Origin of the sequence: Paracoccus sp. T5 (assembly GCF_048538155.2) — a bacterium.
GTDB lineage: Bacteria > Pseudomonadota > Alphaproteobacteria > Rhodobacterales > Rhodobacteraceae > Paracoccus.
In genome coordinates, this window is record NZ_CM135809.1 from 2,817,381 (window position 1) to 2,831,273 (window position 13,893).

The 13,893-nt window shown below is 67.7% G+C and carries 16 protein-coding genes; 11 read left to right on the forward strand and 5 right to left on the reverse strand.

From position 1 onward, the window contains the following. Window positions 1-155 precede the first annotated feature (155 nt). Together ACNR9W_RS13885 and ACNR9W_RS13890 are read left to right on the forward strand one after the other, a co-directional pair. A complete protein-coding gene (locus ACNR9W_RS13885; RefSeq protein ID WP_419270218.1) occupies window positions 156-1,001 on the forward strand; it encodes a DUF533 domain-containing protein in 846 nt (281 codons plus the stop codon). A 117-nt stretch (window positions 1,002-1,118) separates the two neighbouring features. After that, a complete protein-coding gene (locus ACNR9W_RS13890) occupies window positions 1,119-2,027 on the forward strand; it encodes an SDR family oxidoreductase (protein WP_419270217.1) in 909 nt (302 codons plus the stop codon). Between the two features lie 190 nt (window positions 2,028-2,217). Here ACNR9W_RS13890 and parC read toward each other — a convergent pair whose 3' ends face one another. Continuing rightward, window positions 2,218-4,461 (reverse strand): DNA topoisomerase IV subunit A, encoded by a 2,244-nt coding sequence (gene parC / locus ACNR9W_RS13895; RefSeq protein ID WP_419270215.1) that lies wholly within the window; start codon window positions 4,459-4,461, stop codon window positions 2,218-2,220. Between the two features lie 149 nt (window positions 4,462-4,610). Here parC and ACNR9W_RS13900 point away from each other — a divergent pair, with 149 nt between their 5' ends. The 9 genes from ACNR9W_RS13900 to betC all read left to right on the forward strand — a co-directional run bounded on the left by ACNR9W_RS13900 (window position 4,611) and on the right by betC (window position 12,056). Then, window positions 4,611-5,129 (forward strand): SH3 domain-containing protein, encoded by a 519-nt coding sequence (locus tag ACNR9W_RS13900; protein WP_458478506.1) that lies wholly within the window; start codon window positions 4,611-4,613, stop codon window positions 5,127-5,129. After that, entirely contained in the window at window positions 5,126-5,947 is an 822-nt protein-coding gene (locus ACNR9W_RS13905; RefSeq protein ID WP_419270212.1) for an SDR family NAD(P)-dependent oxidoreductase, read from the forward strand. Before ACNR9W_RS13900 ends, ACNR9W_RS13905 begins: the two co-directional genes overlap by 4 nt. A 27-nt stretch (window positions 5,948-5,974) precedes the next feature. Beyond that, entirely contained in the window at window positions 5,975-6,175 is a 201-nt protein-coding gene (locus tag ACNR9W_RS13910; protein ID WP_111299724.1) for a twin transmembrane helix small protein, read from the forward strand. Continuing rightward, the gene (locus ACNR9W_RS13915) at window positions 6,175-6,747 is read left to right on the forward strand and encodes a cob(I)yrinic acid a,c-diamide adenosyltransferase (protein ID WP_419270210.1); all 573 of its coding nucleotides are present in this window, start codon (window positions 6,175-6,177) and stop codon (window positions 6,745-6,747) included. The genes ACNR9W_RS13910 and ACNR9W_RS13915 overlap by 1 nt, the downstream gene beginning before the upstream one ends. Window positions 6,748-6,870: 123 nt before the next feature. Next, complete coding sequence (locus ACNR9W_RS13920) at window positions 6,871-7,629, forward strand: electron transfer flavoprotein subunit beta/FixA family protein (protein WP_419270208.1); 759 nt, start codon at window positions 6,871-6,873, stop codon at window positions 7,627-7,629. Next, on the forward strand, window positions 7,629-8,555 hold the full coding sequence (locus ACNR9W_RS13925) for an electron transfer flavoprotein subunit alpha/FixB family protein (RefSeq protein WP_458478507.1): 927 nt from the start codon (window positions 7,629-7,631) through the stop codon (window positions 8,553-8,555). The genes ACNR9W_RS13920 and ACNR9W_RS13925 overlap by 1 nt, the downstream gene beginning before the upstream one ends. Before the next feature lie 114 nt (window positions 8,556-8,669). Next, window positions 8,670-9,545, forward strand: coding sequence for a 3-hydroxybutyryl-CoA dehydrogenase (locus ACNR9W_RS13930; RefSeq protein WP_419270191.1), 876 nt, complete (start codon window positions 8,670-8,672; stop codon window positions 9,543-9,545). A 79-nt stretch (window positions 9,546-9,624) separates the two neighbouring features. Next, a complete protein-coding gene (choX, locus tag ACNR9W_RS13935; protein ID WP_419270190.1) occupies window positions 9,625-10,560 on the forward strand; it encodes a choline ABC transporter substrate-binding protein in 936 nt (311 codons plus the stop codon). A gap of 2 nt (window positions 10,561-10,562) precedes the next feature. After that, window positions 10,563-12,056, forward strand: a complete 1,494-nt coding sequence (gene betC / locus ACNR9W_RS13940) for a choline-sulfatase (protein WP_419270189.1) — start codon at window positions 10,563-10,565, stop codon at window positions 12,054-12,056. Window positions 12,057-12,093: 37 nt separating this feature from the next. Here betC and ACNR9W_RS13945 read toward each other — a convergent pair whose 3' ends face one another. The 4 genes from ACNR9W_RS13945 to ACNR9W_RS13960 form a co-directional block, all read right to left on the reverse strand. Continuing rightward, on the reverse strand, window positions 12,094-12,495 hold the full coding sequence (locus ACNR9W_RS13945) for a DUF2852 domain-containing protein (protein WP_419270187.1): 402 nt from the start codon (window positions 12,493-12,495) through the stop codon (window positions 12,094-12,096). A gap of 83 nt (window positions 12,496-12,578) precedes the next feature. Beyond that, the gene (locus ACNR9W_RS13950; RefSeq protein ID WP_419270185.1) at window positions 12,579-13,193 is read right to left on the reverse strand and encodes a TetR/AcrR family transcriptional regulator; all 615 of its coding nucleotides are present in this window, start codon (window positions 13,191-13,193) and stop codon (window positions 12,579-12,581) included. Further along, a complete protein-coding gene (locus tag ACNR9W_RS13955; RefSeq protein WP_419270183.1) occupies window positions 13,193-13,471 on the reverse strand; it encodes an HPr family phosphocarrier protein in 279 nt (92 codons plus the stop codon). Before ACNR9W_RS13955 ends, ACNR9W_RS13950 begins: the two co-directional genes overlap by 1 nt. Next, window positions 13,468-13,890: a PTS sugar transporter subunit IIA gene (locus ACNR9W_RS13960; protein WP_419270182.1), complete on the reverse strand. Its 423-nt coding sequence runs from the start codon at window positions 13,888-13,890 to the stop codon at window positions 13,468-13,470. Before ACNR9W_RS13960 ends, ACNR9W_RS13955 begins: the two co-directional genes overlap by 4 nt. Window positions 13,891-13,893 lie beyond the last annotated feature (3 nt).

Consider the following 13,893-nt stretch of genomic DNA (forward strand, 5'->3'; position numbering starts at 1 on the left):
AAGGCGGGCCGGGGAAAATCAAGGGCAGGAACGCGGCCGGGCGCGGCAATCGTGCAAAGGCCGCGGCCGGGGGCCGGAACTGCCGGCGCCTCCTTGTCGTTTGCCACCGACGCCGCAAGCCCGTCGGCCTGCGGCCATATTCCAGGGGGATTGTCATGAGCTTGATGAAAAGTCTGACCCGCGTCGCGGCGGGCGTGATGCTGGCCAAGGGCATCGGCACGGTCATGAGGAACCAGCAGCAGGGCGGCAGCCGCCCGGCCGGCCAAGGCGGCAGCAGCCGTCACGGAGGCGGCCTGCTGGACAGCCTCCTGGCCAACAACACCGGCGGCGCGGGCGGAAGCGTGACGGACGCGCTCAGCCGCGCCTTGGGCGGCGGCACCGGGACGCGGCAGGGCGGGTCATCGACCGGCAGCCTGGGCGGACTTCTGGACAGCCTCTCGGGTCGCGGTGGTCAGACGGCCGGCGGCTCCGGCGGGCTGGGCGGCCTGCTCGGTGGACTGCTGGGCGGTGCCGCCGCGGGCGGGGTCGCCGGCGGGCTGGCGCAAAAGGATTCGCAGCCCTCGAACCAGGCGACTTTCGGACAGCTCTTCGACGACGCACTGGCGCATGACGGGGAACCCCAGGTTGCGCCCACGCCCGAGCAGAACGCGATCGCCGGCCTGATGCTGCGCGCGATGATCCAGGCCGCCAAGTCCGACGGCCATATCGATGAGACCGAGCGTCAGCGCCTGCTGGGGCATCTGGGCGACGACCAGGATGACGAGGAGCGCCAGTTCATCCGCGATCAGATGGCCGCGCCCGTCGACGCGGCAGCCTTGGCGCGGGACGTGCCCAAGGGGATGGAATCGCAGGTCTACCTGATGTCGCTGCTGGCGATCGATTTCGACAGCGAAGCCGAGGCCCGCTATCTGAACGACCTGGCCAAGGCCATGGGTCTTGACCGTGCCTCGGTGAACAAGATCCACCAGGATGCGGGCGTGATGCCGCTCTACAACGCCTGACCCTGCCGGCGTCGCCCGCTTTCCGGGCGGGCGGCGCCCACCACCCGCGGCTTGGACAGAGCCGGAACCTTCGCCCCGGCGCGCCGTTGCTCCGGACATTCCAAAGACGAGGTCACGATGTCCAGCAACGCCGTCCAACCGCCCTTCCGCAGCGGTGCCCTGCAAGATCCCATCCTTCCCACGCCCAATTTTGCCGCGCAAGAGCAGGCCTTTCCGGGTCTTGCGCAAAAGATGGACCCCCTGCCCGATCACGGCGAAAGCAGCTATCGCGGCACCGGCCGGCTAAGCGGCAAGCGGGCCCTGGTCACCGGCGGCGACAGCGGCATCGGGGCTGCGGCGGCCATCGCCTTTGCCCGCGAGGGGGCCGATGTGGCCATTACCTATCTGCCGCAGGAACAGCCCGATGCCGATCGCGTGGTCGAGGTGATCCGCGCCGAGGGCCGGGTCGCGGTCGCCATCCCCGGCGACCTGCGCGAAGAGGCCTTCTGCAAGGAGATGGTCGAAAGCGCCGTCTCGCAGCTGGGCGGGCTGGACATCCTGGTGAACAACGCCGGCCGGCAGCAGTTCTGCCACCAGCTGGAGGACCTGACGACCGAGGATTTCGATGCCACGATGAAGACCAACGTCTATGCCCCCTTCTGGGTCACGCGCGCAGCCCTGCCGCATCTGGACAAGGGCGCATCGATCATCATCACCTCCTCGGTCCAGGCCTTTTCCCCGTCCGAGCACCTGTTCGATTACGCGCAGAGCAAGGCCGCCAATGTCGCCTTTGCCCAATCCCTGGCCAAGCAATTGGCGCCGCGCGGCATCCGCGTAAACGCCGTCTGCCCCGGCCCCTACTGGACGGCGCTGCAAGTCAGCGGCGGCCAGCCGACCGAAAAGGCCATGGAACATGGCGCCAGCCAGCCGCTCGGCCGTCCGGGGCAGCCGGTCGAGATCGCGCCGATCTATGTCCTGCTGGCATCGGACGAGGCCAGCTACATCACCGGCGAATATTTCGGCTCGGTCGGCGGCAGCGGCCTCTAGGAACCGCGACAGCGCCATCGCCGCAGCGGTCTTAACGAAGTCTCAAGCTTTTCCTGCGATCAAGACAAGCGGCGGCCCCAGAGGCCCGCCCTTCCAAGTGAAGGCGCCCCGCCGGGCTTTCCTCCCCCCGGCGATCCCGGCGGGGTGCAGCCTTCAGAACGGCAGGCACCAGCGTGCCTGCCGCCGCGCGTCAGACGAAACGGTTGTTGCGGGGAAACCCGCGCGGCGCCATCCGACCGGCGCTGCCGCGCTTGCCCAGCCATTCGGTCAGGTCGGGCTCCGTCCGGGTCTTACCGCCGGCCATGGGCCAGGACAGGCCATTGGCCAGCGTCAGGCAGATCGCATCCACCATGCCGTCATCCTTGATCAGCCCGCCGCCCTTACCATAGCGCTGCAGCCGCACCCCCTTGCCGCGCGCCATCTCGGGCAGTTCGGCCAGCGGAAAGACCAGCATCTTGCGGTTCTCGCCCACGACGGCGACGTGATCGCCCGACACCGGACGGCAGAGCAGCGCGTCGCCGTTCAGGACCTGCTTGCCGCTCTTGGTCTGGGCCAGGATGTCGCCCGCCCCCACGATGAAGCCGTCCCCGGTCCTGGAGGCCAGCAGATAGCGGACCCCGGCACGCCAGGGGAACATCGCGATCACCTCGGCCTCGTTGGGCAGGTCGATCATCAGGCGCAGCGGCTCGCCCATGCCCCGGCCGCCCGGCAGGGTGTTCGCCGGCAGCGTGTAGAAGCGCCCGTTGCTGGCAAAGATCATCAGCTTGTCGGTGGTTTCCGCATGCAGCGCCAGGCCAGGGCCATCCCCGTCCTTGAACTTCAGCTCGGCGTCCAGCGGCTGGTGGCCCTTCATGCTGCGGATCCAGCCCATCTTCGACAGGATCACGGTGACCGGCTCGCGCTCGATCATCGCCTCCATGTCGATGACCGGCATCTCGCTGGCTTCGCTGATGGTGGTGCGGCGCTGGCCCGCGGGGCGCGACTTGCCGAACAGGTTGCGCACCTCCTTCAACTGGTCGCTGATGCGCGCCCATTGCGCCGCCTCGCTGTCCAGCATGGCCTGCAGGCCTTCACGCTCGGCCAGCAGGGCGTCGCGTTCGGCGCGCAGCTCGATCTCCTCCAGCTTGCGCAGGGCGCGCAGGCGCATGTTCAGGATCGCCTCGACCTGCACGTCGGACAAGTGGAACTCGGCCATCATCACGGCCTTGGGCTCGTCCTCGGTGCGGATGATCTCGATCACGCGGTCCAGGTTCAGATAGGCGACCAGGTAGCCTTCCAGGACCTCCAGCCGCGCCGCGATCTTCTCCAGCCGAAAGGTCGCGCGGCGGACCAGCACCTCGCGGCGGTGGTCCAGGAAGGCGCGCAGCACCTCTTTCAGCGAACAGACCTTGGGCACGCGGCCGTCGATCAGCACGTTCATATTCAGGTTGAACCGAACCTCCAGATCGCTGGCGCGGAACAGCGCGCCCATCAGCTGCTCGGGATCGACGTTGCGCGCGCGCGGCTCCAGCACGATGCGGACATCCTCGGCGGATTCGTCGCGCACATCGGCCAGGATCGGGATCTTGCGGGTCTGGATCAGCTCGGCCAGACGCTCGATCAGCTTGGACTTCTGCACCTGGTAGGGGATCTCGGTGACGACGATCTGCCACAGCCCGCGGCCCAGGTCCTCCTGGCTCCAGCGCGCCCGCAGGCGAAAGGCGCCGCGGCCGGCGCGATAGGTCTCGGCAATGGCCTCGCGGCTCTCGACCAGCACGCCGCCGGTGGGGAAGTCCGGCCCCTGGATGATGCCCGCCAGCGTGTCGTCGCGCGCCTCGGGCGTCTTGATCAGGTGCAGGCAGGCATCCACGACCTCGTGCAGGTTGTGGGGCGGGATGTTCGTGGCCATGCCCACCGCGATCCCCGAGGCGCCATTGGCCAGCAGGTTCGGAAAGGCCGCCGGCAGGACCACCGGCTCGGAAAGGGTGCCGTCATAATTGGCGCGGAAGTCGACCGTATCCTCGGCCAGCCCGTCCATCAGCGCCTCGGAGGCCGCGGCCAGCCGCGCCTCGGTGTAACGGGCAGCCGCCGGGTTGTCCCCGTCGATGTTGCCAAAGTTCCCCTGCCCGTCCACCAGCGGATAGCGCATGGCGAAATCCTGGGCCAGGCGCGCCATGGCGTCATAAATGGCGGCGTCGCCATGCGGGTGATAGTTGCCCATCACGTCGCCGGTGATCTTGGCGGACTTGCGGAAGGGACCGTTCGGGGCCAGCCGCAATTCCCGCATCGCATAAAGGATGCGGCGATGCACCGGCTTCAGCCCGTCGCGGGCATCGGGCAGCGCGCGATGCATGATCGTGGACAGCGCATAGGTCAGATACCGTTCGCCGATGGCCCGGCTGAGCGGTTCGGATTGCGTGCCTTGGTCGGGGTCGGGAAGCGGATCGTCGGACATGGGCCTTGGAATAGGCCGCGCGGCCCGCCCGGTCCAGATCGAAAAGCATGCCCCCTGGCCGGGCCCCTCCGTTTGGGAACAGCTTTGCCCGATTGGCGTTGCATGGCGGGATCGGCTAAGGCCAGATGACGGGACGGGGTGGGCGGAACATGATGAAACTGGGACTGCTGATGCTGGTGACCCTGGTCGGGTTGTTCGCGGTGCTGATGGTCTATGGCGACGACAACCTGCGCGCCGACCGCCGTCCGGTCCCGGTGCGGCAGGCCAGCGCGGCGCAGGACGCGGGCGCCCCGGCGCTGCCGGATCAGCCGGCCGCGCCCCTGCCGGCGGAGGCACCGGCCCAGATCATCCCCGCCGCCAGCCAGACCGCCGCCCGCGTCCAGCGCTTTCCCGGGCCTGCCCTGGCGCCCTCGCCCGAACATGCGGGCCAGGCGCCGGAAGCCGACAAGGCAGATGACGCAGAGGAGGGTCAGGTTCTCTATGTGACTGCCAACCGCGTGAACATGCGCAGCGGCCCCGGAACTGGTAACCCGGTCATCGCCGGCATCGACCGCGGCACCCCCGTCCAGGCCCTGGGTCCCGCGGACGCGGACTGGGTCCAGATCCGCGCGCCTGGCGGCCAGACCGGGTTTGCCTCGGGGCAGTTCCTGTCGCCCGAGGCACCGTGACGCGCGGCCGCATCCTGATCACCGGCTGTTCGTCCGGAATCGGCCTCGACGCCGCCCGACGCCTGACGACCGAGGGCTTTGGCGTGGTGGCGACCTGCCGCCGACCCGAGGACATCGCCGCGCGCCGGGCCGAGGGGATGGAATGCCTGCACCTTGATCTTGCGGACGAGGACAGCGTCGCCGCCTGCGCCGAGGCCGCGTTACAGAATGGACCCTTGGACGGGCTGGTGAACAACGCCGCCTTCGCCCTGCCCGGCGCGGTCGAGGATATCCCCCGCGGCGCCCTGCGCGCGATCTTCGAGGTGAACCTGTTCGGCACCCATGACCTGACCACGCGGCTGATCCCGCATTTCCGGCAGCGCGGCGGCCGGATCGTCAACATCAGCTCCGTCCTGGGTCTGGTCGGCATTCCCTGGCGCGGTCCCTATGTGGCCACAAAATTCGCGCTGGAAGGGCTGACCGACGTCCTTCGGCTGGAAATGCACGGCACGCCCGTCAAGATCATCCTGATCGAGCCCGGCCCGATCACCAGCCGCATCCGCGTGAACACCATCCCGCATTTCGAACGGTGGGTGAACTGGCAGGCCAGCGCCCGCGCCGACCAGTACCGCGCCACGCTGCTCAAGCGTCTCTACGAGCCTTCGGGCAAGGACCGGTTCGAGCTGCCGCCAGGCGCGGTCAGCGACCGCATCCTGACCGCGCTGACGGCGCCCGACCCCGCCCCGCGCTACTATGTCACGGCTCCGACACGGATTTCGGGCGTCGCGCGGCGGGTTCTGCCAAGCCGCGCTCTGGACTGGTTTGCCCGCCGCAGCTAGGGTCGCGGCCGAAAGGCGGTGTTGCCCATGCAAGACAAACCTCTGCTTATCGTGACCATGCTGTGCATCGGCGTGGTGGTTGCCATCCTGCTGACCGGCATCGGCGGCTTTGCCCGGGGCGGCGAGTTCAACCGCAAGCACGGCAACCGGATGATGCGCTGGCGGCTCTATGCCCAGGCCGCGGCCATCCTGATCCTGCTTCTGTTCGTCTGGTGGAGGGCAAACTGATGGTCGTCCTGAACAAGATCTATACCCGCACCGGCGACAAGGGCGACACGGCCCTGTCGGACGGCAGCCGCGTGGCCAAGCACGATCCGCGGGTCGAGGCCTATGGAACCGTGGACGAGCTGAACGCGACGCTCGGCCTCTGCCGCCTGCATGCGGCAGGCCCGCTGGCCGAGCGGATCGCGGTGATCCAGAACGACCTCTTCGATCTGGGCGCGGACCTGTCGCGGCCCAACATGGCCGCCGACGACCAGGCGGGATACCCCGTGCTGCGCATCATCGACGCCCAGGTCGACCGGCTGGAGGCCGAGATCGACCAGATGAACGCCGACCTGCAGCCCCTGCGCAGCTTCATCCTGCCCGGCGGCACGCCGCTGGCCGCGCATCTGCACCTGTCGCGCACGGTGGCGCGCCGGGCCGAGCGCCGCGCCACCGAACTGCTGGCTGCAGGCGACGTGAACGGTTCGGCCGTGCGCTATCTGAACCGGCTGTCGGACTGGCTGTTCGTGGCCGGGCGCCTGGCCAATGGCGGCGGGACCGAGGACGTGCTGTGGGTGCCCGGCGCCAGCCGTTAGCGCCCGTCACGCCAGCGGCGCGGCGCAAACGCAACGTTCCGTGACGTTTTTGCCCTGTTATTGAGCGGATTCCCTGTCTAACACTGCGGCTCGACAGATGACGCAACAAAGGGAGAGAGACCGATGAAGGTTCTCGTGCCAGTCAAGCGCGTGATCGACTACAACGTGAAGGCCCGCGTGAAGGCGGACGGATCTGGTGTCGATCTGGCCAACGTAAAGATGTCGATGAACCCCTTCGACGAGATCGCCGTCGAAGAGGCGATCCGTCTGAAGGAAAAGGGCGCCGCGACCGAGATCGTGGTGGTCTCCATCGGCGTCAAGCAGGCGGCCGAGACGCTGCGCACGGCGCTGGCCATGGGCGCGGACCGGGCCATCCTGGTCGTCGCCGCCGATGACGTGCATCAGGACATCGAGCCGCTGGCCGTCGCGCGCCTTCTGAAGGCGATCGTGGATCAGGAGCAGCCGCAGCTGGTCATCGCCGGCAAGCAGGCGATCGACAACGACATGAACGCCACCGGCCAGATGCTGTCGGCGATGTTGGGCTGGAGCCAGGCGACCTTCGCCTCCAAGCTGGAGATCTCGGGCGATGCGGCCCAGGTCACCCGCGAGGTCGATGGCGGGTTGCAGACGATCGAGGTCAAGCTGCCGGCGATCGTCACCGCCGACCTGCGCCTGAATGAGCCGCGCTATGCCAGCCTTCCCAACATCATGAAGGCCAAGAAGAAGCCGCTCGAGGAAAAGACCGCCGCCGATTACGGCGTCGATGTCACGCCGCGCCTGACCGTCGTCAGCACGCGCGAGCCCGAGGGCCGCAAGGCGGGCATCAAGGTCAACTCGGTCGACGAGCTGGTGTCGCAACTGAAAGAAGCGGGGATCGTGTGATGGCTGTTCTGCTGCTTGCCGAAGTCACCAATGGCGAACTGAGCCGCGACGCGACGGCCAAGGCCGTCAGCGCCGCCCAGGCCCTGGGCGAGGTGACCGTCCTCTGCGCCGGCGCGCAGGCCCGCGCGGCCGCCGATGCCGCCGCCACCATCGCCGGCGTCTCCAAGGTTCTTGTGGCCGAGGATGCACGTTACGGCCACCGCCTGGCCGAGCCGACCGCGGCGCTGATCGTCGGCCTTGCCGGCGATTACAGCCACATCGTCGCCCCCGCGACCACGGATGCCAAGAACGTCATGCCCCGCGTCGCGGCGCTGCTGGACGTAATGGTCATCTCCGAGGTGTCGGCGGTGATCGATGCCGACACCTTCGAGCGGCCGGTCTATGCCGGCAACGCGATCCAGACCGTCAAATCCTCGGACGCGACCAAGGTCATGACCATCCGCATCGCCAGCTTCGACGCGGCGGGCGACGGCGCCGCCGCCCCGGTGGCCGACGCGACCCTGGCCGACGACCCGGCGCTGTCGAAATGGCTGAACGATGAGGTCGCGCAGAGCGACCGCCCCGAGCTGACCTCGGCCGGACGCGTCGTGTCGGGCGGTCGCGCGATCGGCTCCAAGGAGCAGTTCGTGCTGATCGAGCAGCTGGCCGACAAGCTGGGCGCCGCCGTCGGCGCATCGCGCGCGGCGGTCGATTCGGGCTATGCCCCGAACGACTGGCAGGTGGGCCAGACCGGCAAGGTCGTGGCGCCGGACCTGTATGTCGCGGTCGGCATCTCGGGCGCGATCCAGCACCTGGCCGGCATGAAGGACAGCAAGGTCATCGTCGCGATCAACAAGGACGAGGAGGCCCCCATCTTCCAGGTGGCCGACTATGGCCTGGTGGGCGACCTGTTCACCATCGTCCCCGAACTGACCGAAAAACTCTAAGCGCGTCCCGCCACGGAGGACGCCGGAACCGCCCCCCTTGCCGGGGGCGGTTTTGCGTTGCAGCACCCTGCCACCCGCCCTATCGTCCGGGCGATGACAAGCAGGGGATCGGAAATGGCAATTCAATCGGTTGGCGTGATCGGTGCGGGTCAGATGGGCAACGGCATCGCGCATGTCTTTGCCGTTGCAGGCTATGACGTGGTGCTGACCGACATCAGCCAGGAGGCGCTGGACAAGGCCATCTCGCTGATCGACCGCAACCTGGAGCGCCAGGTCGGCCGCGGCAAGATCGCGGCCGAGGCCAAGGCCGCCGCCATGGCCCGCCTGCGCACCACGCTGAAGCTGTCTGACCTGGGCCAGACCGACCTGGTGATCGAAGCCGCGACCGAGCGCGAGACCGTCAAGCAGGCGATCTTCGAGGACCTGCTGCCGCATCTGAAGCCCGAGACGATCCTGACCTCGAACACCTCGTCGATCTCGATCACCCGCCTGGCCAGCCGCACCGACCGCCCCGAGAAGTTCATGGGCTTCCACTTCATGAACCCCGTGCCTGTGATGCAGCTGGTCGAGCTGATCCGCGGCATCGCCACCGACGAGGCGACCTACAAGACCCTGCACGAGGTCGTCGAGAAATTGGGCAAGACCTCGGCCACCGCCGAGGATTTCCCGGCCTTCATCGTGAACCGCATCCTGATGCCGATGATCAACGAGGCCGTCTATACGCTCTACGAGGGCGTGGGCTCCGTCAGTTCGATCGACAGCGCGATGAAGCTGGGCACGAACCACCCGATGGGTCCGCTGGAACTGGCCGATTTCATCGGCTTGGACACCTGCCTGGCGATCATGAACGTGCTGCATGACGGGCTGGCCGATACCAAGTACCGGCCCTGCCCGCTGTTGACCAAATATGTCGAGGCCGGCTGGCTGGGTCGCAAGACCGGCCGCGGTTTTTACGATTACCGCGGCGAAAGCCCAGTTCCGACGCGCTGAATGTCGCGATCAGACGGTCACGCCGCGGGAAATCGTTCTTGACTGAGCGGATAATCAACAACCCCGACAGGAGAGACCCATGACAAAGAAGATCCTTGCCGCTGCCGTCGCCCTGACGACCCTGACGTCGCTGCCCGCCCTGGCGCAGGACGCCGCCACCTGCGGCACGGTCCGCCTGTCCGATCCGGGTTGGACCGACATCACCGCCACCAACGGCGTCGCCTCGGTCCTGCTGAGCGCGCTGGGCTATCAGCCCGACATCGCCACGCTTTCGGTCCCGGTGGGTTACGAGGCGCTGAAGGGCGCGCAGACCGATGTCTTCCTGGGCAACTGGATGCCCGCGCAGGCGCGCTTCCGCGAGGATCTGGACGCGGCCGGTGGCATCACCGAGCTGACCCGCAACCTGGAGGGCGCCAAGTTCACGCTGGCGGTGAACCCCGCCGGGGTGGAGCAGGGCGTGGCCGATTTTGCCGACCTGGACGCCCATCGCGATGCCTTCGAGGGCAAGATCTATGGCATCGAACCGGGCGCCCCGGCCAACCAGTCGATCCAGGCGATGATCGACGCCGATGAATTCGGGCTGGGCGACTGGCAGTTGGTCGAAAGCGGCGAACAGGCCATGCTGGCGCAGGTCAAGCGCAACAGCGGCACGCCCACCGTCTTCCTGGCCTGGGCGCCCCACCCGATGAACGAGGCGATCGACATCACCTACCTGTCGGGTGGCGATGCGCAGTTTGGCCCCGATTACGGCGGTGCGACCGTCCACACGCTGGCCCGCGCCGAATGGGCCAAAACCTGCCCGAACGCCGCGCGCCTGTTCAGCCAGCTGGTCTTCGACGTGCCGATGGAAAACCAGCTGATGGGCAAGATCCTGGATGACGGGATGGCGGCCGAGGAAGCGGCCCGCGACTGGATCGCCGCCAACCCGCAAGCGATTGAGCCTTGGCTGGAGGGCGTGACGACGCTGGACGGGCAGCCGGGCCTGGATGCGGTGCAGTCGGCGGTCCAGGGCTGAAGATGCGGCCCAATATCCTGATCCTCATGGCCGATCAGCTGTCGGGGGTGCTTTTCCCCGACGGTCCGGCCGATTTTTTGCACGCCCCGAACCTGAAACGGCTGGCCGAACGCTCGACCCGGTTCGCCAACACCTATACCGGCAGCCCGCTCTGTGCCCCCGGCCGGGCCAGCTTCATGTCGGGCCAGTTGCCGCGCCGCACCCGCGTCTATGACAACGCAGCGGAATTCGCGTCGGACATCCCGACCTATGCGCATCACCTGCGCCGGGCGGGCTGGCACACCTGCCTGTCGGGCAAGATGCATTTCGTCGGCCCCGACCAGCTGCACGGCTTCGAGGAACGGTTGACTACCGACATCTACCCGGCCGATTTCGGCTGGACCCCCGACTATCGCAAGCCCGGCGAGCGGATCGACTGGTGGTATCACAACCTCGGCTCGGTCACCGGCGCGGGCGTGGCCGAGATCACCAACCAGTTGGAATATGACGACGAGGTCGCCTATCACGCCTGCCGCAAGCTGTACGACCTGGCGCGCGGCAAGGACGACCGGCCCTGGTGCCTGACGGTCAGCTTCACCCATCCGCACGACCCTTTCGTGGCGCGGCGCAAGCACTGGGACCTGTATGACGGCATCCCGGAACTGGCGCCGCCCGCGACCATCCCCTACGGGGAGATGGACCCGCATTCGCAGCGCCTGATGGACGCCTGCGACTGGCGCGGGCTGGAGATCACCGACGACCACATCCGCCGCGCGCGGCAGGGCTATTTCGCCAATATCAGCTATGTCGACGACAAGATCGGAGAGATCCTGGACGTGCTGGAGGCGACGCGCCAGCAGGACACGATCATCCTGTTCCTGTCCGACCATGGGGAAATGCTGGGCGAGCGTGGCCTGTGGTTCAAGATGAACTTCTTTGAAGGTTCAGCGCGTGTGCCGCTGATGATCTCGGCCCCCGGCATGGCACCGGGGCGGGTCGATCAGCCGGTCAGCACCATCGACGTGCTGCCGACGCTCTGCGATCTGGCCGGCCTGCCGATGGACGAGATCGCACCATGGACCGACGGCGTGTCACTGGCGCAGGCCGGGCATCGCGGCCCGGTCCCGATGGAATACGCGGCCGAGGGCAGCATTACGCCCCTGGTCGCGCTGCGCGACGGGCGCTGGAAATACGTCGCCTGCCGCGCCGATCCCGAGATGCTGTTCGACTTGGACAGCGACCCGGACGAGCGGGTGAACCTTGCCGGCGATCCGGCCCATGCCGGCACGCTGGAACGGCTGCGGGCGCAGGCGGTGGATCGGTGGGATCTGGCCGCCTATGACGCCGAGGTGCGCCAGTCGCAGGCGCGGCGCTGGATCGTCTACGAGGCGTTGCGCAACGGCGCCTACTACCCTTGGGACCACCAGCCGCTGCAGCGGGCGTCGGAACGCTACATGCGCAACCACATGGACCTGAACGTGCTGGAGGACAACCAGCGCTTTCCCCGGGGCGAATGAGGCGACGGGGCCGGTTCGGGCCGGCCCCGCGCAAGGATCAGGCGTCGACCTTGTCGCCGCGCTTTTCCATGAACTGGTCGAACTCGGCCTTGTCCTTGGCCTCGCGCAGCTTGGCCAGAAAGTCCATGAACTCGCGGTGCTCATCCTCCAGCCGCTTCAGCGTCTGCTCGCGATAGGCGTCGAAGGCGGTGTTGCCGGTGGACTGAGCCACGTGACGCGGGGAATAGCTGCGTTTGCTGCATCCGAACATGCGCTTGCTCCAGATCATGTAGAACAGAAGGGCCAGGCCCACCGGCCAGAAGGCGATGAAGCCCAGGACCATGGCGGCGATCCAGGCCAGGCGTCCGCGCTGGTCCAGCCAGTCGCGCCCGCGGGCCAGAACCTCGCCGAGACGCGGGCCTGCGGGGGCCGGGCGAATCAGCTCAGGGGCAGTGTTCATCTGGTGTCTCCCAATGTTAATGTTAATCACATTTACATAAATGGGCAGGACGCGGCGCCCTTCAAGAGCGCCATTGCAAAAATTCAGTCGGTGATCAGCCCCAGCCCGCGCAGATAGATGATCGCGCCGCTTTCCAGCATCTCGGACGGGCCGACGGGGCTGCGGCAGCCCGGCTTGCCGCGGCTGAACAACTCGACCACGCCATGGCTCAGCGCCCAGATGTGGTTGGCCACCATGCGCGATGGCGGGCGGCTTTCGGGCGGCAGGCGTGCCGCCAGCGCCTCGGCCCCGGCGATCAGGACCCCCTGCGCGCGCCCCGAGGCGGTGGCCAATTGGGCATTCCCCGCAACCGAGATCCCGGATTCGAACATCGCCATGTAATAGCCGGGCCGGTCCGAGGCGAAGTCCAGATAAGCCTGCCCCATCCGCAGGAAGGCCGACAGCGGCCGGGGGCGGCCCCCGTCGAAAGCCGTTTCCAGCCGGACTGCAAATTCGACAAAGCCTTGGCGCGCCACCTCTTCCAGCAGGTCGTCACGGCCCTTGAAATGCCGATAGGGCGCTGCGGCCGAGACGCCCGCCCGCCGCGCGGCCTCGGTCAGGGTAAAGGCCTGCGGCCCCTGTTCCTCGATCAGCGCGGCCGTGGCCTCGACCAGCGCTTGGCGCAGGTTGCCGTGGTGATAGGACTTGCGCTCGGGCACTACATGCCTTCGCCGAAGAAGTCCCCGACAAGGGCCTCCAGCGCGTCGGCCAGGGCCGCGGCCTGGGGGCCGGTCGTGGTGACCCGGATCTGGCTGCCGCGCGGGGCGGTCAGCATCAGCAGGCCCATGATGGAATCGCCCGACACGGACATGCCGTCCTTTTCGACCTGGGCCTGGGCGTCGAAACGCTCGACCACGTCGACGAATTTCGCGCTGGCGCGGGCGTGCAGGCCCTTGACGTTGATGATCGACAGATCGCGCGTCACCGCCCCGCTCATCGCGCGCGGCTTTCGCGATCCAGGACGGCCTCGACCGGCACATTGTAGGAGTTGATGTACTTGCGCCCCGCCTCCTTGGCAAAGCCCACTGCGTCGCGGACCGGCAGGTGCCGCGACTTGGCCAGCTTGACCAGCATCGGCAGGTTGGCGCCATAAAGGATGGTCCGGTCCTGCACCGCGCAGGCGGGCAGCGACAGGTTCGACGGCGAGCCGCCGAACAGGTCGGTCACCAGCACCACCCCGTCGCCCAGATCGACCGCATCGGCGGCCGCCTTGATTTCCGCGGTCTTGGCCGCGCGGTCGTGATCATCCTCGATCGCGACGGCAGCGATTCCCACCTGCGGGCCCACGACATGTTCGACAGCGGACAGGTATTCCCGCGCCAAGCCGCCATGCGCTACGATGACTATTCCGATCAACGC